The sequence below is a fragment of the Sphingomonas sp. IC4-52 genome (genome assembly GCF_020707225.1).
Taxonomy (GTDB): Bacteria; Pseudomonadota; Alphaproteobacteria; order Sphingomonadales; family Sphingomonadaceae; genus Sphingomonas.
This window is the reverse complement of sequence record NZ_JAJFEU010000006.1, coordinates 190709-209658: the sequence shown is the minus strand read 5'-3', so window position 1 is coordinate 209658 and position 18950 is coordinate 190709. Positions and strand designations below refer to the sequence as shown.

Genomic DNA, 18950 nt, shown 5'->3' with positions numbered 1-18950 from the left:
ACACTGGTCAGCGCTTCGAGAGGACGATTCCAGCTAGGTTCTGCGTCCGCCTGATATGGCGCAGGCGAAACCGCGGCGGCCGGGGCAATGCTAGAAAGGCCTGGAAATGCTGCAAATGCACGCGCGGTACTTTAACCCGGCGGTTGGCCTGATCGATCACTGCGGCTGCATCGCCCAGCAGAACGGCGTCTGGAAGCTCCAGTTGCCCGGCCAGCCGCATGGCGGCGATCAGCGCCAGCCATTCCGCTTCCATGCTCGTGCCCGGCCCAAGCTCGCGCTCGACATGGCTGCGCCCGCCGGCAACCACCGCCAGCTCCATGCCGGCGGGTGCCGGCCGCAGTCCGCCGTCGAAGAAGATCTTCACGCCAGCGCGAACTCGCCGGGGCCCAGATCGGCGAGCGTCCAGTCACCAATACGCCAGCGTACCAGGCGAAGTGTGGGATGGCCGACGGCAGCAGTCATCCGGCGGACCTGGCGATTGCGCCCTTCCCGAATCGTCAGGGATAGCCAGCAATCGGGGACGCTGGCGCGATACCGGATCGGCGGATCGCGTGGCCAGAGCGCGGGATCGGCGATGCGCTCCACTTCGGCGGGACGTGTAGGGCCGTCCTTCAGGGTCACACCCTGACGCAAGCGGGCGAGTGCGCCTTCGTTAGGCTCGCCCTCTACCTGGACGAGATAGGTCTTGGGCAGTTTGAACTTCGGGTCAGCGATGCGCGCCTGCAGTCGCCCGTCATCAGTCAGCAGCAGCAGGCCCTCACTGTCGCGGTCCAGCCGACCGGCGGGATAAACGCCAGGCTGGTCGATATAGTCGGAGAGCGTGGCCCGCGCCTCGGGCACGCTGCGGTCAGTGAACTGACTGAGCACGCCATAAGGCTTGTTGAACAACAGCAGCGTCATCCAGCGACGATGCTCCTCGCGACGGCCTCTGCGGTCTTGATGCCGTCCACCGCCGCCGAAAGGATACCGCCGGCGTAACCCGCTCCTTCGCCGGCCGGGAAGAGACCAGCCGTGTTGATGCTTTGGCCATCCTCTCCGCGGGTAAAGCGAACCGGCGAGGAGGTGCGTGTTTCGACGCCGGTCATCACCACGTCGGGATGATCATAATCCTTGATCTGGCGACCGAACACCGGCAGCGCTTCGCGCATCGCGGCAACCACGAAGTCCGGCAAGCACTCCGACAAATCGGTCGGCTGAACGCCAGGGCGGTAGGACGGGGTTACTGACCCCAGCGACGTGGACGGACGTCCGGCGAGGAAATCACCCACACGCTGGGCTGGGGCCTTATAGTTGCTGCCGCCAGCAGCGAAGGCGCGCTCCTCCCAGTGACGTTGGAGCTTGATGCCGGCGAGGGGATCACCGGGATAGTCGCGTGCGGGATCGATGGCGACGACGAAGCCGGAATTCGCATTTCGTTCGTTGCGGGAATATTGGCTCATGCCGTTGGTCGCGACGCGGCCTTCTTCCGAGGTTGCCGCCACCACCGTGCCGCCCGGGCACATGCAGAAGCTGTACACGGTGCGACCGTTCGAGCAATGGTGCGAGATGTGGTACTCGGCGGCGCCCAGGATCGGGTTGCCGGCTTCATGGCCAAAGCGCGAGCGGTCGATCCATGACTGCGGATGTTCGATGCGAACACCGATGGAAAACGGCTTCGCCTCGACAAAGACTCCGGCGTCCTGCAGCAGGGCGAATGTGTCGCGCGCGCTGTGGCCGATCGCCAGCACGACGTGGCTGGCGGCCAGATACTCGCCGTTGTGGAGATGAAGCCCACGGAGCCGGCGGTTGCCGGCGCCGTCCGCCTCGATGTCGAAGCCGTCGACCCGCGTCGAAAAGCGATATTCGCCCCCGAGCTCCTCGATCGTGGCACGCATGCTTTCCACCATCGTCACCAAGCGGAAGGTGCCGATATGGGGATGCGCCTCCGTCAGAATTTCCGAGGGAGCGCCCGCCTTCACGAACTCGGTCAACACCTTGCGGTTGAGGTGCCGTGGGTCCTTGATGCGGCTGTAGAGCTTGCCATCTGAAAACGTGCCGGCACCGCCCTCGCCGAATTGCACGTTCGATTCCGGGTTCAGCTCGCTGCGCCGCCAAAGACCCCAAGTGTCCTTTGTCCGCTCGCGAACCACCTTGCCGCGCTCCAGCACGATCGGTCGGAAACCGGCCTGTGCCAGGATCAGCGCCGCGAACAGGCCGCAAGGGCCAGCACCGATAACGACTGGGCGGGGGGCATCGGCGGGCGCGGTGATCGGCGAATGGTAACGCGTGTCCGGGGTTGTCTGAACATCCCGGTCCTTTCGGAAACGCGCGAGAACCGCACCTTCGTTCTTGACTGAAACGTCGACGGAATAGACCAGCGTGATGTTGCTCTTGTCGCGCGCGTCGTGACCACGCCGAACGATTGTGAAGCGAATCAACTCGCGGGGCGTGATCCGCAAGCGGCGGCAAATGGCAGCCGGAAGCGCTTCGTCGGCATGATGCAGTGGCAGTTTCAAGTCACTAAGACGGATCATCGCCGCGCTCTACAACGATGAGCGGCGTCGCGCTAATCCGTCGTGCAAGACCGGCGAACTGCCAAATTGTTCGGATCGCGCCCCAAAGCCTCGAAACATGGTGGCGCCACGGGTGTTTGGCACGGGTGGCAAAGCTACTTCCCCAGCCCGAAGTGACCGAAGCCGAACGCGAGCGGGGGCTTCGCTTGCTGGTGATAGAGGCCGCATTCTCCGGCGGCACTGCGGCATTGACGACAGGCGTGATCCTGACCGCCTTCGCGCTTCACCTAGGCGCGTCGAACGCGATGGTCGGGGTGCTGGCGAGCGCACCCTTCCTGGCGCAGCTGCTTCAGCTTCCGGCGATCGGGATGGTAGAGCGCCGACGGCGGCGCAAGCAGATCGCGGTGGTCACGAGCCTGATAGGGCGCGCCATGCTGGCGGTGATGGCGGTGCTCGCCTTCTTTCACGGCACGGGCCCGCTGATGGTGTTCCTGGCGGCGCAACTGTTGCTCTGCGGGCTGGGTGCAATCGGCGCGTGCGCCTGGAACGCCTGGATGCGCGATCTCGCGCCCGAGGAGCAGCTGGGCAAGGTCTTCGCACAACGAACCGTGTGGCTGACGGCGATTAGCCTGGTGCTGGGCCTTGTCGCGGCGTTGGCGCTGGACTGGACGGCGCCCGGGTCCATGGCACGCAATGTCGTATTTGCCAGCATGTTCCTGGCCGGCTGCATCACCGGGCTGATCAGCGCGCGTGTCGTCGCGGCCATGCCCGAGCCGCTGATGCCGCCTGCACCGGGCGAGCTTCGCCTGCTGGAACTGCTCAGCCAGCCGCTCCGCGACCATAATTTCAAACGCTTGCTGGTTTTCGTGGCGAGCTGGCAGTTCGCCATCAACTTTGCGACGCCGTTCTTCACCGTGTTCATCGTGCGTCAACTGCACTTCAATGTCAGCTTCGTCATGGTGCTGAGCGTCGTCAGCCAAATCGCCAACATTGCGGCGCTGCGGATGTGGGGCACGTTGAGTGATCGGTTTGCGAACAAGTCGGTGCTGGCCGTCTGTGCGCCGACCTATATCCTGGCCATCGTGGGCATGATCGGCGCGTCACAACTGGGCGATCGCGATCTCGTGAAGATCTGGCTGATGCTGCTCCATGCTATCATGGGCGCGTCGATTGCCGGCGTTACGCTGACCAGCACCAACATCGCGCTTAAGCTGTCTCCGAAGGGATCGGCGACCGCCTATGTCGCGACCAATGCCATGGTGACCGCAGTCGCCGCGGGGACGGCGCCGATCCTTGGCGGGCTGCTTGCCGACTTCTTCGCGGCACGCGAGTTCGAACTCGTCGCGCGGTGGAGCAGTCCGAACGGGGTGTTCTCGCTGCCGCTGCTGGTCACTCAGTGGGATTTTTACTTTCTGATTGCCGGCATCATCGGCCTTTATGCGATCCACCGGCTTACTCTGGTGGAGGAGCATGGGGAGATCGAGCGCCGCGAGATGGTGGGACATGTGCTGGATGAGACCCGGCGCACGATCCGCAACATATCCAGCGTTGCCGGTCTCAGGGCAGCGACTGATCTGCCGGGTGCATTGCTGCGTGATGCGCGTCTGCGCTTGCGGCTGAAGCGGGCGCAGCAAGCGAAAACGAGACGTCACATGCAGGCGTGATCGCGGCGCACGGAGGTCTCATGAGTGACCGAGCGGCGCCGGGGATGTCAGGCCGTTTCGATCAGGCGATCCGCTTGTGCCCGCGCCTCTTCGGTAATGGTGGCGCCCGACAGCATGCGGGCGATTTCCTCCCGGCGCTCGGCCGCAGTTAGCTGGCGAACGCCGGTACGAGTGACAACCCCGTCATTGCGCTTGGCGATTAGGAGATGCTCCGCACCGCGGGCGGCCACCTGTGGCGAGTGGGTGACGACCAGAAGCTGGGTCTGGCGAGCCAGCCGGTGGAGTCGTTCGCCGATCGCGGATGCCACGGCGCCGCCGACACCGCGGTCGATTTCGTCGAAGATCATCGTCGCAGCCCCGCCTTCTTCCGCCAGCGCCACCTTCAGCGCCAGGATGAAGCGTGACAGTTCGCCCCCCGACGCGATCTTGATGAGCGGCCCGAAAGGCGCCCCAGGGTTGGTCGCGATCTCGAACTCGACCCGGTCCTGACCTGCCGGTCCCCATTGTTCCTCCGGCAGCGGCGTCACGGCCGTTCGGAAACGGGCTGCATCCAGCTTGAGCGGGGGCAATTCGGCAGCGACGGCGGCATCCAGGCGCTGAGCGGCGGCAGCGCGACCCTTCGACAGCTTCTGCGCTGCGACTGCATAAGCCTGGCGAGCAACGCTGGCCTTCGCCTCAAGCGCGGCGATGCCTTCCTCGCCCGCCTCCAACCGTTCGCGTCGGGCGCGAAGCTCGTCGGCAAGAGCGGCGAGATCATCGGGCTGGACGCGATGTTTACGCGCCATGCCGCGCAACTCGAAAAGTCGCGCCTCATCCTCCTCCAGGGCGCGTGGGTCGAACGCCAGCGCCCGGGTCGCCTCGCCGACCTGATCGCCGGCGCTGGAGGCCTCAACCATGGCGCGGTCGAGCGCGGCCAGTGCTTCCGCAAGCGAGGGGTGGTCCGAGGAAATCCGATCCAGGATCCGCGCTGCCTGCCGCAGGCGAGACAGCGCACCCTCCGAGCCGTCCAGCGCATCAATCAGGGCGTTGAGATCCTCCGAGATCTTTTCCGATCGCTGCATGGTGCGACGGCGCTCGGCCAGCGTTTCCTCTTCGCCGGGTTCGGGGGCGAGCGCATCCAGCTCGGCAACGGCATGGTCCAGCCATTCGCGGTCGCGCGCGGCGGTTTCGATTTCCTCTCGCGCTGCTTCGAGCGCCGTTTCGGCGCTGCGCCAACTTTGCCACGCGGCGTTTACCGCCACGGTATCGAGCCGGGCGAACATATCGAGCAGCGCCCTATGGCCGCGCGGGTTAAGCAGCCCGCGATCGTCGTGCTGCCCGTGAATCTCCACGAGCCGAGCGCCGAGCTCTCGCAACAGCGCGGCCGAGGCGGGCTGGTTGTTGACGAACCCACGGCTTCCGCCATCGGCCTTCACGACGCGCCTGATGATCAGCGGTTCACCCGGTTCCGCTTCGATGCCGTTCTCATCCAACAGGGCGGCTAGGTCGGCCGGCGCCTCGAACGTGGCGGTGACGCTGGCCTGGCTTGCTCCGTGACGAACGAGCCCGCTGCCGCCCCTCGCGCCCAGCGCAAGGCCAAGTGCGTCAAGCAGAATGGACTTGCCGGCACCGGTTTCGCCGGTGAGCACACCAAGGCCGGAGCCGAATTCGAGGTCGAGCGCCTCGATCAGCACCACGTCGCGGATCGAGAGCGCGGTCAGCATGGTTGCGCCAACGCCCGGCAAGCCGGGCGGTGCCTCACTGGTCCCGCGGCGCGTCGCTCGACGGCGCTGGCGGCGCGCCGGGCTGAACGCCGGTGGGCGTGGCGGTTGAAGGATTGTTGCCCGCCGGAGTCGAGCCCACGCCGCCCGACGGCGTCGCCGGGGTGGGGGCGCCCGGTGCCTCCGCGCGCGGCGTCGGCGAGTTGTCGACCGGCAGCACTTCGACTTCCTTGCGGATCGGCGTTTCCGGCCGTGCGACGGTCGCCTGCGGGATCACCTGTTCCCCCGGGGCGAGCGGGCGAACCGGCTGCGCGGGGTTTTCGCCAAGCAGATCGAAGGCGCGCTGATACCACCAGGTCTCCGGATAATTGGCGCCCAGCACTGCCGCCGCGCGCTTGGCTTCCTCCCGGACGCCGAGCGCCAGATACGTTTCGGTCAGGCGCATCAAGGCTTCGGGCGTGTGGGTCGTGGTCTGATATTCATCCACCACACGGCGGAACCGCAGGGTTGCAGCAAGCCATTGGCCCCGACGCTCATAGAAGCGCCCGATCTCCATCTCCTTGCCGGCGAGGTGATCACGGACCAGATCGATCTTCAGCCGCGCATCGGCGGCATAGCGCGAGTTGGGATAGCGGCGGGTGAGCTCACCCAGCGCGTCCTGCGCCTGCGCCGTGATCTTCTGGTCGCGGGTGACGTCGTTGATCTGCTCGTAATAGCTCATCGCGATGAGGTAATAGGCATAAGGCGCATCGCGGTTGCCGGGGTGGACCGACAGGAAGCGCTGTGCGCCCTGAATCGCCTCGGTGTAGTTCTTCGCCAGATAATTGCTGAACGCACCCATCAGCTGCGCGCGGCGTGCCCAGATGGAATAGGGGTGCTGACGCTCCACCTCGTCGAACAGAGCGGCAGCCAGCTTGTACTGGCGCTGATCGAGCTTTTGGCGGGCGGCGCTGTACAGAGTGCCCACGTCACGCGCGACATAGGGCAGGTCGCCCGAGGCGCGATTGCGGGCGCAACCGGCGATCGGCAAGGCCATGGCCGCGAGCAGCAGGGCGACGAGCGGGCGAGACGGAATATTACGCATCGGGGAGGCCTTTAGCGCAGGGCCGCGCATGCGAACAATGCTGAAACGCGCGAAGCAGGATCTGGCGGGAAACGCATTGGTTCGGACGGCGTTCACGAGTTAGAGACAAAGCTCATCTTTGCGGGGGTTCACATGACTGCAACCTTGCTGGCCACCAAGCGCGTGGAGAAACCATGGGGTCGCCACAAGCTGTATCCAGGATTTCCGGACCCATCGCCCGATGGCGAGCCGATCGGCGAAGTGTGGTTCCAATCGCCGCATCCCGAAGAGCCGGAGATGCTGATCAAGTATCTGTTTACCAGCGAAAAACTGTCCGTTCAGAATCATCCTTCCGATGAAGAGGCCCACAAGCGCGGGTTGCCGCGTGGCAAGGATGAGTGCTGGCTGATCCTGGATGCGGAGCCGGATTCGACCATCGCCATCGGCCCCAAGCAGAAGATGACGGCAGAGGAACTGCGCGCAAGCGCGCTGGACGGCTCGATCGAAGACAAGCTCGACTGGAAGCCGGTGAAGGCGGGCGATTTCTATTACTCACACTCAGGCGTTATTCACGCGATCGGCGCGGGGCTGACGCTGATCGAAGTGCAGCAGAATTCCGATACTACCTATCGCCTCTATGACTATGGGCGGCCGCGCGAGCTGCACCTCGAGGATGGTGTCGCCGTGGCGGACCTGGAGCCTTATGTCGCACCACTGCGCCCGGGGCTGGTTGAGCCCGGGCGTACCATTCTCGTGGAAGGGCCCAAGTTCGTGCTCGAGCGCTGGACCGGTGGCAAGCGGCAGATCGATCTGCCGGAGGGCGCAACGGGCTGGCTGGTGCCGATCCGGGGCAAGGGCGTTGTCGGCGGCGTGGCCTGGCGCGCGGGCGAGTGCGTGATGGTGACCGGCGCCGAGCTTCTCCACGCCTCTGAGGACGCAGACCTGCTGTTTGCCTATCCTGGCACCCGGCGGCTCTGAGCCGAAGCATCCCGCGGGCCTGCGCCGCGGTGCGGAGGGACGGCACTCGACAAGCGGCGCATGCGGCGCAAAGAGCCGCGGGTGCTTGATCTTGCTGCTATCGCGCTGGTTACCGGCGCCGGATTTCTCGGCGGCGCGATGAACGCGCTGGCCGGCGGAGGATCGTTCGCGACCATGCCGGCCCTGCTCGCCATCGGGCTGCCGGCGAATATCGCCAATTCGACCTCCAACTTCGCGGTGCTACCGGGCGCGGCCATGAGCAGCTGGTCGTTCCGGAAGGAGCGCGCGCCACTTGGCGGCGTCAACCTCAGCGTGCTGGGGTGGGTGACGTTCGTTGCAGGGCTGATCGGCAGCATGCTGCTGGTGCTGACTCCGGCGCAGACGTTCGACGTGATCGTGCCGTGGCTGGTGCTCTACGCCTTTGTCGTTCTGGCGGTGGGCAAGCGAGCGTCGGTGTGGCTGGCGCAGCGGGTGACGATCGGGGCGCGTACGCTGATCGCGGCACAAGCGCTGCTGGGCATCTATGGCGGCTATTTCGGCGGCGGAGTCGGATTGATGATGACCGCGACCTACGGTCTGCTCGCCGGTCTGCATCCCCGGGCGATGTTCGCGCCGCGGACGTTGATGCTGGCGATCGCCAATGCCGCGGCGGCGATCGTTTTCGTCGCCACGGGCATGATCCATTGGGCGTCGGCCGTGCCGATGCTGGTCGGTGCGCTGGTTGGTGGCTGGGCCGGGGCGGTGGTGGGCAAGCTGCTGCCGCATGCGGTGGTACGCTGGTGGACGTTGTTGTTGTCGGGAGCCACGACCCTTGTCTTTTTCTGGCGCGCCTACGGATAAGGACGGCCGCCTTTCGGAGCGTTTCGGCCGCTATCCGGAGCGGTTTGGCCGCGTGGGGAAGAGCGCCGGCCAGTAGGCCGCACATGTCCCCGGGGGCAGGTGTGGACCGGCCAAATTCATGGTAGCGTTCAGCCGATGCGCGTCGTTTTTCGCCACCGCCTTGCGACCCGATTGTGGCATTGGATCAACGCCGCCGCGATCTTCATCCTGATCGGATCGGGGCTGGGCATATCCAACGCGCATCCGCGATTATACTGGGGACGCTACGGCGCGAACTTCGATGCGGCGTGGCTGGAGCTGCCGCGCTTCCCCGCGTGGCTGACGATCCCCGCCAATTACAATCTGGCGCTGTCGCGGCGCTGGCATCTGTTCTTTGCAATGGTGCTCGGTTTTGGGCTGCTTGCCTATATGATGGTGAGCCTGCTGAACCGGCATTTCGCACGGCGCCTGCGGGTGCGGCGTGAGGACCTGTCGCGGCGGACCCTGGCGGCAGATGTGCGCGAGCATCTCGCGCTGCGCTTTCATGATCCCGCCAATCCGTCCGCCTACAACATCTTCCAGAAGCTGTCCTATATCGCGGTCATCTTCGTCCTGCTGCCGCTGGTGATCTTTAGCGGGATCGCGCTGTCGCCGATGATGAACGCCGGTTTCCCCTGGTTGCTGGACCTGTTCGGCGGGCGGCAATCGGCGCGGTCGATTCATTTCCTGTGTATGGTCGGACTGACGCTGTTCACCATCGTGCACCTGACCCTGGTGATCCTGGCAGGAGCGATCAACGAGATCCGGTCGATGATCACGGGATGGTGGCGTGTACCCGAGGAGCCGCGGCCATGATCCTTGCACGACGCAGCCTGATCGCCGGCACCGCCGCGCTGCTGGCGGGCTGCGACAAGGTGATCGAGCATCCCGCCGCACGCCGCATCCTGTTCATGGGCGAGGACATGCAGCGCGGGCTGCAACGTGCCTTGGTCGATCGCAACGCGCTGGCGCCGGAATTTTCCCCGGAGCAGCGATCGCCCTTTTTCCGCCCCAACGGCACCCGCGACCCAGGTACGCCGGAATATGCAGCGATGCGGGCGGGGAGCTTCGCGGAGTGGCGGCTGCAGATCGGAGGGCTCGTAGCGCGTCCCTTGTCGCTGGCGCTCACGGACCTGGCGGCGTTTCCGCAGCGCGCCCAGATCACGCGGCACGATTGCGTGGAAGGGTGGAGTGCTATCGCCAAGTGGCAGGGGCCGCAGCTCGGCGAAGTGTTGAAGGCGGCCGGTCTGCGCGATGCGGCGCGCTACATCGTGTTCACCTGCGCCGACCTGTACGGCGGCGCGCCTTATTATGAATCGATTGACCTCATCGATGCCTTCCACCCGCAGACGATCCTGGCCTGGGCGCTTAACGACCAATTCCTGCCGGTGATGAACGGCGCGCCGTGCCGCCTGCGCGTGGAGCGGCAGCTGGGATACAAGCACGCCAAATATCTGATGCGGATCGACGCCGTGGCGAGCCTTGCAGGCGTAGGCAAGGGCAAGGGCGGCTATTGGGAGGATAATGTCGATTACGATTGGTATGCCGGGATCTGATCGTTACGATTTCGATCCATGGCTTTGATCGATATCTTCCTTTCCCGCGCGGTGAAGCGTGGCACGCTCACGCTTCACCGCCCCAAGGCGGCGACCCGCACCTATGGTACGCCCGAGCCCGGTTTCCCCGACGTAACGATCCGCTTCGCCGACAGCGGCGTCGCGCTGACGATCGCGCGCAATCCGGCGCTTGGCGCTGGCGAATGCTTCATGAACGGGCGGCTGATTGTCGAGAAGGGCGACATTCGCGACCTCGTCGAGCTGCTGAAGCGCAATGATGCCTGGGAGAAGGGGACGAAGAACCTGAAGCCGGGGCTGGCCGCGCGCACCTTCAACGCGGTGAAATATCGCGCCGACCGGATCAACATGGAGCGCCGATCGAAGCGCAACGTGGCGCATCATTATGACCTGTCGGGGCGTTTGTACGACCTCTTCCTCGATCGCGACAAGCAGTACAGCTGTGCGTATTTCACCGATCCCGGCAACAGCCTGGAACAGGCGCAGGACGACAAGAAGGCGCATATCGCGGCCAAGCTGGCGCTGAAGCCGGGGATGCGCGTGCTGGACATCGGCTGCGGCTGGGGCGGCATGGCGCTGTACCTCAACAAGCATTTCGACGTCGACGTGCTGGGCGTGACGCTGTCCGAAGAACAGCTGAAGGTGGCGCGCGATCGCGCCGCCGCGGCGGGCGTGGCAGACCGGGTGAAGTTCGAGCTGATCGATTACCGCCGCGTCACCGGCAGCTTCGACCGGATCGTGTCGGTCGGCATGTTCGAGCATGTCGGGCCACCGCAATATCGCACCTTCTTCCGCAAGTGCCGCGAGCTGCTGACCGATGATGGCGTAATGCTGCTGCACACGATCGGGCGCATGGGCGGGCCGGGGATCACCGACGACTGGACCGCGAAATACATCTTCCCGGGCGGCTATAACCCGGCGCTGAGCGAGATCGTGACGGCCTATGAGGGGCTGAAGCTGTTCCCGACCGACATCGAGGTGCTGCGCGTCCATTACGCCTATACGCTCGACCATTGGTACGACCGGACGGTGGCGGCGAAGGATCAGATCGTTGCGCTGTATGATGAGCGCTTCTTCCGCATGTGGACCTTCTACCTCGCCGGGGCGGCGGCGGCGTTCCGCAACGGGGGGCTGTGCAATTACCAGGTGCAGCTGACCAAGGGGCGCTATTCGGTGCCGCTGACGCGCGATTACATGTTCGAGGGCGAGCGCAAGCTGCGCGCGGGGTGAGGGGGCTCCCCTCCCGCGAGCGGGAGGGGAGATGCGGCATCAGCCGCCGCCGTGAAGGTTGATCTTCTGCCCGTTGGCATATTCGCCGTCGGCCGAGACGAAATAGGCGACCGCGGCGGCGACGTCCGCCGGGGTGGAGACGCGGCCGAAGGGTGATTGCGCGGCGAGATCGTGGATGTCCGCGACGCCGCGCGTGGCCTTGGCCAGCCGCTCGCCCATGTCGGTGACGGTGAGGCCCGGCGCGACGATGTTGGTGCGGATATTGTTGCTGCGTTCCTCCTTCGACAGCACCAGCGCGAGCGCCTCGGCGGCGGCCTTGCCCATCGAATAGGGCGCGCCGTTCGGGGCGTGGTAGAGCGTCGCGACGCTGGAGATCATGATGATGTCGCCGCGGCCTTTTTCCTTTGCCCGCTCGCGCATCGAGGGGAGGACGAGCTTCGACATGTAGTGCGGCGCGAAGCAGTGCGTGCGCATGACGCGCTCGAACTCGGCCGGGTCGGTATCGGCGACGCTCTGGCCGCGGCTGGCGATGCCGGCGTTGTTGACGAGGATGTCGATCCCGCCGAAGTCGGCGACGACCGCGTCGACCAGCTTCTCGCAATCCTCGAACCGGTCGACCGAGGCGGCATAGGCCTTGGCACGGCGGCCGAGGCCCTCGATCTCGCGCACCACGTCATCGGCGGCCTCGACGTCGCGGCGGTAGTTCACCGCCACGTCGGCACCGTCACGCGCCAGGCGGAGTGCGATCTCACGCCCGATGCCGCGGCCCCCGCCGGTTACCAGTGCGACGCGCCCTTCCAATCCCCCACTCATGCAGCCTGCTCCTTCTTCTTGGTGTAATCGGGCCGGCGCTTCTCGAAGAACGCCTTGATGCCCTCGCCGAAATCGGGAGAGGTTGCGCACAGGATCTGGTTGCGGTCCTCCATCGCCACCGCCGCCTCGAGGCTGGGCGCGTCGATCGACATGCGCAGGCACTCCTTGGTGAGGCGCAAGCCCATCGGGGAGGTGGTGAGCATCTGTTCGATCAGCGGCGCGGCGGCTTCCTCCATCTGATCATCGGGCACGACGCGGCTGACGAGGCCGGTGGCAAGCGCCCGATCGGCGGTAATGAAATTGCCGGTGAGCATGAATTCCGCGGCCACGCTCGCGCCGACGAGGCGCGGCAGGAAATAGCTGACGCCGATATCGCAGGCGCTGAGGCCGATGCGAATGAAGGCGGCGTTCATGCGGGCCGATTCGCCGGCGATACGGATGTCCGACGCGAGCGCCATCGCGAAGCCGCCGCCGCAGGCCGGGCCGTGGACGAGGCTGATGATGGGCTGCGGGCAATAGCGCATCTTCATCACGATCTCGGCGATCGAGCGCTGGTGCGCGAGGCGATCGATCGTGTCGAATTCGGAGCGGCCGCCCTCCTGCAGATCGAGCCCCGCGCAGTACGCGCGGCCAGCGCCCTTCAGCACGACGACCCGGCAGTCGCGATCCTTGTGCAGCGCGCCGAAATAGTGGCTCAATTCCTCGACGTGGCGATCGTTGAGCGCGTTCAGGACGTGCGGGCGGTTCATCGTCACCCAATCGACTTCGCCCCGGCGCTCGACCGAGATCATCTCATATTCCACGCTGCCTCTCCCACTCATGCTTGTTGCGATGTTTGTTGACGGCGCACTCTACATAACTAAAGTTATCCTGCAATCGCGGACGGCCGACGGGGCCGCCGCTCATGAATTAGGGGAGAGGGGCGTGAAGCTCGGACCGGATATTGCTGCCGTTATCACAGGGGGTGCCTCGGGGCTGGGGCTGGCCACCGCCAAGGCGCTGCGCGCGCATGGCGTGAAGGTCGCGCTGTTCGACAAGAATGCCGAAATCGGCCCGGGCGTCGCCGAAGAGATCGGTGCAGTGTTCTGCGAAGTCGACGTGATGGACCAGGCGTCGGTCGACGCCGGCTTCGCCAAGGCGCGTGCGGCGAACGGGCAGGAGCGCGCGCTGGTGAATTGCGCCGGCGGCGGCTTCGGCGGGCCGAATAAGACGGTGGCGCGGTCGAAGGAGGACGGATCGATCGTCCCTTATCCGATCGAGAATTTCCAGAAGACGCTGGAGCTGAACCTCGTCGGCTCATTCCGCTGCATCGTCGGGTCAGTTGCCGGGATGATGACGCTGGACCCGACCGAGGATGGGGATCGTGGCGCGATCGTCAACACCGCCAGCGTGGCGGGCGAGGAAGGGCAGATGGGGCAGGTCGCCTATGCCTCGGCCAAGGCGGGCGTGATCGGCATGACGCTGAACGTCGCGCGCGATCTCGCGAGCGAGGGCGTGCGCTGCAATACGATCCTGCCGGGGATTTTCGACACGCCGCTGCTGGCGCGGGCGAAGCCGCAGGTGAAGGCAGCGCTGTCGGCGATGGTGCCGTTCCCCAAGCGGCTGGGCATGGCGGAAGAATATGCCGCGCTGGCGGTCGAGATGCTGCGCAACGGCTATTTCAATGGCGAGGACGTGCGGCTCGACGGCGCGATCCGGATGCAGCCGCGGTAAGCAAATCAACAGCTTCCCGTTCGTGCTGCGGCTTGCCGAAGCACGAACGGCGCGGGCGGGGAGAATGACATGAACTTCGATTATTCCGACGACCAGAAGATGCTGAAGGACGAGGCGCGCAAGTTCCTCGCCGCGAAGTGCGACGCCAAGGTGGTGCGTGGCGTCCTCGACAATGACGACCGTGCCTATGACGAGGCGCTTTGGAAGAGCGTGGCCGAGCAGGGCTGGCTGGGCGCCGCGATCCCCGAGGAGTTCGGCGGGCTGGGGCTTGGCCATGTCGAGCTGTGCGCGCTGGCAGAGGAACTGGGCCGTGCGTGCGCGCCGATCCCGTTCGCCTCGACCGTCTATTTCGTCGCCGAGGCGCTGATGAAGTTCGGCTCGCAGGAGCAGAAGGCGAAGTGGCTGCCCAGAATCGCGGCGGGCGAGGTGATCGGTGCTTTCGCGACGAGTGAGGGCAAGGGGCCGGTGACGGCGCGGTCGATCAAGACCAGCGTCACGGGCGGCAAGCTGAGCGGCGAGAAGATCCCGGTCACTGACGGCGATGTCGCCGACCTGATCGTCGTGCTGGCCAAGGACGGGCTGTACCTCGTCGAGAAGGGCGAAGGCGTGTCGGCCGAGGTGCTGACGACGCTGGACCCGACGCGGTCGGCGGCCAAGCTCACCTTCTCGGGTGCACCGGCGGAGCGACTGGGTGACGAGGATGGCATCGCGGCGATGCAGGCGGTGTTCGACCGGGCGGCGATCCTGCTCGCGTTCGAGCAGGTCGGTGGGGCGGACAAGTGCCTGGAGATGGCCAAGGCCTATGCGCTCGACCGGCAGGCGTTCGGCCGCGTGATCGGCGGCTATCAGGCGATCAAGCACAAGCTCGCGGACATCTACGTGAAGAACGAGATCGCGCGATCGAACGCTTATTACGGCGCTTGGGCACTCAACACCGATGCGGGCGAGCTGCCGCTGGCGGCGGCGACGGCGCGCGTCGCGGCGAGCGAGGCGTTCTGGTTCGCGTCCAAGGAGAATATCCAGACGCACGGCGGCATCGGCTTCACCTGGGAAGCGGACCCGCAGCTTTATTATCGCCGGTCGCGGCAGCTTTCGCTGGTGGCGGGTGCCCCGGCGACGTGGCGCGAGCGTCTGGTCAGCCAGCTTGAAATGAAGAACGCCGCCTGAGCGCGTGAGAGGATAGCGACATGGACTTCAACGATACCCCGGAAGAAGCCGACTATCGCGCCAAGGCGCGCGCCTGGCTGGAACAGAACGTCGCCGAGCACAAGGCGATGAACCATGCCGACGACATGGCGGCGGGCAAGGCATGGCAGCGGCGCAAGGCCGAGGCCGGCTATGCCCAGATCACCTGGCCCAAGGAATGGGGCGGGGCCGGCGGCACGCCGATCCAGTCGGTGATCTTCGGCCAGGAAGAGGCCAAGTTCCCCGTCCAATACGGCTATTTCACCATCGGCCTTGGCATGTGCGTGCCGACCGTGATGGCGTTCGCCGATGCGGAGACCAAGAAGCGTTTCGTCGGCCCGGCGCTGCGCGGTGAGGAAATCTGGTCGCAGCTGTTCTCCGAGCCCGCTGGCGGTTCCGACGTGGCGGCGATCCGTACCCGCGCGGTGCGTGATGGCGACGATTGGGTGGTGAACGGCCAGAAGGTTTGGACCTCCGGCGCGCATTATTCGGACTATGGCATCGTGTTGGTGCGCACCAACCCGGACGTGCCCAAGCACAAGGGCCTGACGATGTTCTGGCTCGACCTGAAATCGCCCGGTGTCGAGATCCGGCCGATTCACCAGATGTCGGGCGGGTCGAACTTCAACGAGGTGTATTTCACCGACGTTCGCATCCCCGATTCGCAGCGGCTGGGCGCGGTGGACGACGGCTGGAAGGTCGCGCTGGTCACGCTGATGAACGAGCGGCTTGCGGTCGGCGGGGCGAGCGGAGCGAGCCCGAAGGAGATCCTGGCCCTGGCCAAGGATCTGGACGCAGCGGACGGCCCGCTGATCAAGGACTCGGCGTTTCGCCAGCGGCTGGCCGACTGGTACGTCCAGTCCGAAGGCCTGCGGAACACCCGCATGCGCACGATGACTGCGCTGAGCCGCGGGCAGACGCCGGGGCCGGAAAGCTCGATCGGCAAGATCATCGCCGCCAACGTGCTGCAGGATCTGGGCAATGCCGCGGTCGAGGCGGAGGATCAGTATGGGATCATCAACGATCCGGCGCTGCTGCCGTTGAAGGGGCTGTTCCAGGGCGCGGTGATGAACGCGCCGGGCCTACGCATCGCCGGCGGCACCGACGAGATCCTGAAGAACATCATCGCCGAGCGCGTGCTTGGCCTGCCGGGCGAGATCCGGACGGACAAGGATGCGGCGTTCAAGGATCTGGCGGGCTGAGCCCGGTTCATCGATCGCTTGACGATTGACGCCGGGGTTGGGCGGCGGCGGTCAGACCTGCATAAGCGGGGATGATCGCCGCTTCACCTTGCGCTTTCGCATCGATCCCTGGCGCCTCGTTTCCAGCGGGGTGTCGCCCGGGCGCGGCGCGATGGACTAGTGGTTGCGGATCGGCTTTTTGCGAATGTCGGCGACTGACGGAGGGGAGCGACCGCGCAGCCTCCGCAGGGGGAAACTGCTCTGCTTCGCCTGAACCACGCATGCCCCAAGCAGCAGCCGGGACGCAGTTCAGGCACTCCGCGCTGAGGCGTGCGCGTCGGCGAGCGCCGGCTGCTGAGGAGGTGCCATTCACGGCAAGCGCATGCTGGTGATCGAGGGGGTCGGGGCGGACGGCGGCTCGTCAGTGGCCGCTTGGATACCGGAAGCGCCTCAGCATGGAGGCGCAGGAAACTGCCTGCTCGCGATGCTGGCGAGAGGGCGGCTCTTGCCCGCCCGCGATCTGCAGGAGGTGGCCGCTGGCTGGGCCAGCGGCGGGTGCGCGTCAGTCCTTCTTGCGGGTGAAGAGTACTGCCGCGGCGATTGCGGCGGAACCGATGCCGACGCCCAGACCGATCTTGCCCAGATCCCAGCCGCGCTTCTGACGCGCGGCGGTGGCGTCCTTGGCGGCGGTTTCATGCTGCTTGGCGGCAGCGGCGGCGGCGAGGATCTCATTGGGTTCGTCGGACACGCTTACTCTCCTTTGCCGCGCTGGTACCGCGACCGGAACGCATCGGCAAAGGCTTTGAGCCGCTGTTCGGCGATCGCCGAGTGCAGGTCAGCCATCAGCGTTTCGTAGAAGAAGATGTTGTGTTCGGTCATCAGCATGGCGCCCAGGATCTCACCCGCACGCACGAGATGATGGAGGTAGGCCCGGCTCCAGGTGGCGCAGGTCGGACAGCCGCATTCGGGATCGAGCGGGCCCTGATCCTCGTTGAAGCGGGCGTTGCGGATGTTGATCGGGCCGGTGCGGGTGAACGCCTGACCGGTGCGGCCCGAGCGGGTCGGCAGCACGCAATCGAACATGTCGACCCCGCGCTCCACCGCGCCGACGATGTCGTCGGGCTTGCCGACGCCCATCAGGTAGCGCGGGCGATCGGCGGGCAGCTGGCCGGGGGCAAAATCGAGGCAGGCGAACATCGCCTCCTGTCCCTCGCCGACCGCCAGGCCGCCGATCGCATAGCCATCAAAGCCGATGTCGATCAGCGCGTCGGCCGAGGTGCGGCGTAACCCCTCGTCAAGCGCGCCCTGCTGGATCCCGAAGATGGCGTTGTTCGCGGCATGCTCTCCGCCGCTGTCGAAGGCATCCCGCGATCGCTTTGCCCAGCGCATCGAGCGCTCCATGGCCGCCGCCTGCACCTCTCGCGTGGAGGTGGTCGGCACCAGTTCGTCAAACGCCATGATGATGTTGGAGCCGAGCAGCCGCTGGATCTCGATCGAGCGTTCCGGGCTGAGCAGGTGCCGCGTGCCGTCGAGGTGGGATTTGAAGGTGATGCCTTCCTCCGACCGCTTGGTCAGATCGGACAGGCTCATCACCTGATAGCCGCCCGAATCGGTCAGGATCGGCTTGTCCCAGCCCATGAAGCGGTGGAGCCCGCCGAGCCGCGCCACACGCTCCGCGCCGGGGCGAAGCATGAGGTGATAGGTGTTACCAAGGATGATGTCCGCGCCAGCGGCCTCGACGTCGGCCGGCTTCATCGCCTTGACCGTGGCGGCCGTGCCAACCGGCATGAAGGCAGGCGTGCGGATCGTGCCGCGGTGCATGGCGATGCTGCCGGTACGAGCGGCGCCGTCCGTGGCGGCGATGGTGAAGGTGAAACGGTCGGTCATTTACGGGGTGGCTTCCGCTTCTTTCCATCGTTGGGCCGGCTGTCGTCGCCGAACACGCGGGCGCGGATCGTCAGGAGCTCGGCGCGCGTCAGAACACCGTCCTTGTCCCGATCGTAACGGGTGAAATATTCGGAGAAGCGCGCCTGAAGTTCACGCAAGGCGACCCGATCATCGCCGTCGCGATCGACTTCAAACGGACTGGGCAGCGCATTGCGATCGCCCAGGAAGCGCTCGGCCCAGTCGGCGAACTCGATATAGCGGAGCGATCCCGCCTTTGCCGCGTCGATGAGGGCGAAGGAGGCGGCGAGGCCGTCTTCCATTTCTTCACGAGTCACGCGCGCGTCGCCATCCGCGTCGAACGTCGCGATCAGCATTGCGGCCGGTTCATAGGCCATGGTCGCGGGCGGCTGCGGCGCGCCGGGCTGCGGGCCGGTCACCACAATCGGGCTGGCCTGGAGGAGAAGGGAGAGGATCAGCATGTCACGCAGGTATCACGAAAGGCCCGCCATCGCGGCTAGAGGCCCAGTGCGTCAATGGTGTGGCGGCCTTTTGCGGGTCTGACGACAGGAATGGTTACGCGGCAATCGCCGATGAAAGCTGTGTCATCCGGCG

The 18950-nt window shown here is 65.8% G+C and carries 19 protein-coding genes; 9 read left to right on the top strand and 10 right to left on the bottom strand.

Annotated features, from left to right (window positions below; genetic code table 11):
* Positions 1 to 7: 7 nt before the first annotated feature.
* Genes LK535_RS14885 through LK535_RS14875 form a run of 3 tightly spaced genes read right to left on the bottom strand, consistent with a single transcriptional unit; the run spans position 8 to position 2513 of the window.
* Positions 8 to 364: a reverse transcriptase-like protein gene (locus LK535_RS14885; protein WP_227772705.1), complete on the bottom strand. Its 357-nt coding sequence runs from the start codon at positions 362 to 364 to the stop codon at positions 8 to 10.
* The gene (locus tag LK535_RS14880; protein WP_227772704.1) at positions 361 to 900 is read right to left on the bottom strand and encodes a pseudouridine synthase; all 540 of its coding nucleotides are present in this window, start codon (positions 898 to 900) and stop codon (positions 361 to 363) included. Before LK535_RS14880 ends, LK535_RS14885 begins: the two co-directional genes overlap by 4 nt.
* Positions 897 to 2513, bottom strand: a complete 1617-nt coding sequence (locus LK535_RS14875; protein WP_227772703.1) for an NAD(P)/FAD-dependent oxidoreductase — start codon at positions 2511 to 2513, stop codon at positions 897 to 899. Before LK535_RS14875 ends, LK535_RS14880 begins: the two co-directional genes overlap by 4 nt.
* 125 nt (positions 2514 to 2638) lie before the next feature.
* On the opposite strand from LK535_RS14875, the gene LK535_RS14870 reads away from it, so the two are divergent.
* On the top strand, positions 2639 to 4156 hold the full coding sequence (locus LK535_RS14870; RefSeq protein ID WP_227772702.1) for an MFS transporter: 1518 nt from the start codon (positions 2639 to 2641) through the stop codon (positions 4154 to 4156).
* Between the two features lie 47 nt (positions 4157 to 4203).
* On the opposite strand, the gene recN is transcribed toward LK535_RS14870, so the two are convergent.
* The gene (gene recN / locus LK535_RS14865) at positions 4204 to 5859 is read right to left on the bottom strand and encodes a DNA repair protein RecN (protein WP_227772701.1); all 1656 of its coding nucleotides are present in this window, start codon (positions 5857 to 5859) and stop codon (positions 4204 to 4206) included.
* A 34-nt stretch (positions 5860 to 5893) separates the two neighbouring features.
* Positions 5894 to 6940, bottom strand: coding sequence for an outer membrane protein assembly factor BamD (bamD, locus tag LK535_RS14860; RefSeq protein WP_227772700.1), 1047 nt, complete (start codon positions 6938 to 6940; stop codon positions 5894 to 5896).
* A 132-nt stretch (positions 6941 to 7072) separates the two neighbouring features.
* On the opposite strand from bamD, the gene LK535_RS14855 reads away from it, so the two are divergent.
* The 5 genes from LK535_RS14855 to LK535_RS14835 all read left to right on the top strand — a co-directional run bounded on the left by LK535_RS14855 (position 7073) and on the right by LK535_RS14835 (position 11559).
* Positions 7073 to 7897 (top strand): class I mannose-6-phosphate isomerase, encoded by an 825-nt coding sequence (locus LK535_RS14855; RefSeq protein WP_227772699.1) that lies wholly within the window; start codon positions 7073 to 7075, stop codon positions 7895 to 7897.
* A gap of 81 nt (positions 7898 to 7978) precedes the next feature.
* Entirely contained in the window at positions 7979 to 8737 is a 759-nt protein-coding gene (locus tag LK535_RS14850) for a sulfite exporter TauE/SafE family protein (protein ID WP_227772698.1), read from the top strand.
* 135 nt (positions 8738 to 8872) lie between these two features.
* The gene (locus LK535_RS14845) at positions 8873 to 9571 is read left to right on the top strand and encodes a cytochrome b/b6 domain-containing protein (RefSeq protein ID WP_227772697.1); all 699 of its coding nucleotides are present in this window, start codon (positions 8873 to 8875) and stop codon (positions 9569 to 9571) included.
* On the top strand, positions 9568 to 10311 hold the full coding sequence (locus LK535_RS14840; RefSeq protein ID WP_227772696.1) for a molybdopterin-dependent oxidoreductase: 744 nt from the start codon (positions 9568 to 9570) through the stop codon (positions 10309 to 10311). The genes LK535_RS14845 and LK535_RS14840 overlap by 4 nt, the downstream gene beginning before the upstream one ends.
* An 18-nt stretch (positions 10312 to 10329) precedes the next feature.
* On the top strand, positions 10330 to 11559 hold the full coding sequence (locus LK535_RS14835) for an SAM-dependent methyltransferase (RefSeq protein WP_227772695.1): 1230 nt from the start codon (positions 10330 to 10332) through the stop codon (positions 11557 to 11559).
* 39 nt (positions 11560 to 11598) lie between these two features.
* Here LK535_RS14835 and LK535_RS14830 read toward each other — a convergent pair whose 3' ends face one another.
* Both LK535_RS14830 and LK535_RS14825 read right to left on the bottom strand, forming a co-directional pair.
* The gene (locus LK535_RS14830; RefSeq protein WP_227772694.1) at positions 11599 to 12372 is read right to left on the bottom strand and encodes an SDR family NAD(P)-dependent oxidoreductase; all 774 of its coding nucleotides are present in this window, start codon (positions 12370 to 12372) and stop codon (positions 11599 to 11601) included.
* On the bottom strand, positions 12369 to 13193 hold the full coding sequence (locus LK535_RS14825; RefSeq protein ID WP_415837147.1) for an enoyl-CoA hydratase/isomerase family protein: 825 nt from the start codon (positions 13191 to 13193) through the stop codon (positions 12369 to 12371). Before LK535_RS14825 ends, LK535_RS14830 begins: the two co-directional genes overlap by 4 nt.
* A 103-nt stretch (positions 13194 to 13296) precedes the next feature.
* Between LK535_RS14825 and LK535_RS14820 the strand changes: the two genes are divergently transcribed.
* From LK535_RS14820 to LK535_RS14810, 3 genes are all read left to right on the top strand, one after another.
* A complete protein-coding gene (locus LK535_RS14820; protein WP_227772693.1) occupies positions 13297 to 14085 on the top strand; it encodes an SDR family NAD(P)-dependent oxidoreductase in 789 nt (262 codons plus the stop codon).
* A gap of 69 nt (positions 14086 to 14154) precedes the next feature.
* On the top strand, positions 14155 to 15252 hold the full coding sequence (locus tag LK535_RS14815) for an acyl-CoA dehydrogenase family protein (RefSeq protein ID WP_227772692.1): 1098 nt from the start codon (positions 14155 to 14157) through the stop codon (positions 15250 to 15252).
* A gap of 20 nt (positions 15253 to 15272) precedes the next feature.
* Entirely contained in the window at positions 15273 to 16472 is a 1200-nt protein-coding gene (locus LK535_RS14810) for an acyl-CoA dehydrogenase family protein (protein ID WP_227772691.1), read from the top strand.
* Positions 16473 to 17013: 541 nt separating this feature from the next.
* Here the strand turns inward: LK535_RS14810 and LK535_RS14805 are convergent.
* From LK535_RS14805 to LK535_RS14795, 3 genes are read right to left on the bottom strand one after another with little or no spacing between them, the layout of a single operon-like run.
* Positions 17014 to 17199, bottom strand: a complete 186-nt coding sequence (locus tag LK535_RS14805; protein WP_227772690.1) for a hypothetical protein — start codon at positions 17197 to 17199, stop codon at positions 17014 to 17016.
* Positions 17200 to 17201: 2 nt separating this feature from the next.
* Positions 17202 to 18338 (bottom strand): tRNA guanosine(34) transglycosylase Tgt, encoded by a 1137-nt coding sequence (gene tgt, locus LK535_RS14800; RefSeq protein ID WP_227772689.1) that lies wholly within the window; start codon positions 18336 to 18338, stop codon positions 17202 to 17204.
* Positions 18335 to 18817, bottom strand: a complete 483-nt coding sequence (locus LK535_RS14795) for an EF-hand domain-containing protein (RefSeq protein WP_227772688.1) — start codon at positions 18815 to 18817, stop codon at positions 18335 to 18337. The genes tgt and LK535_RS14795 overlap by 4 nt, the downstream gene beginning before the upstream one ends.
* Positions 18818 to 18950: the final 133 nt, after the last annotated feature.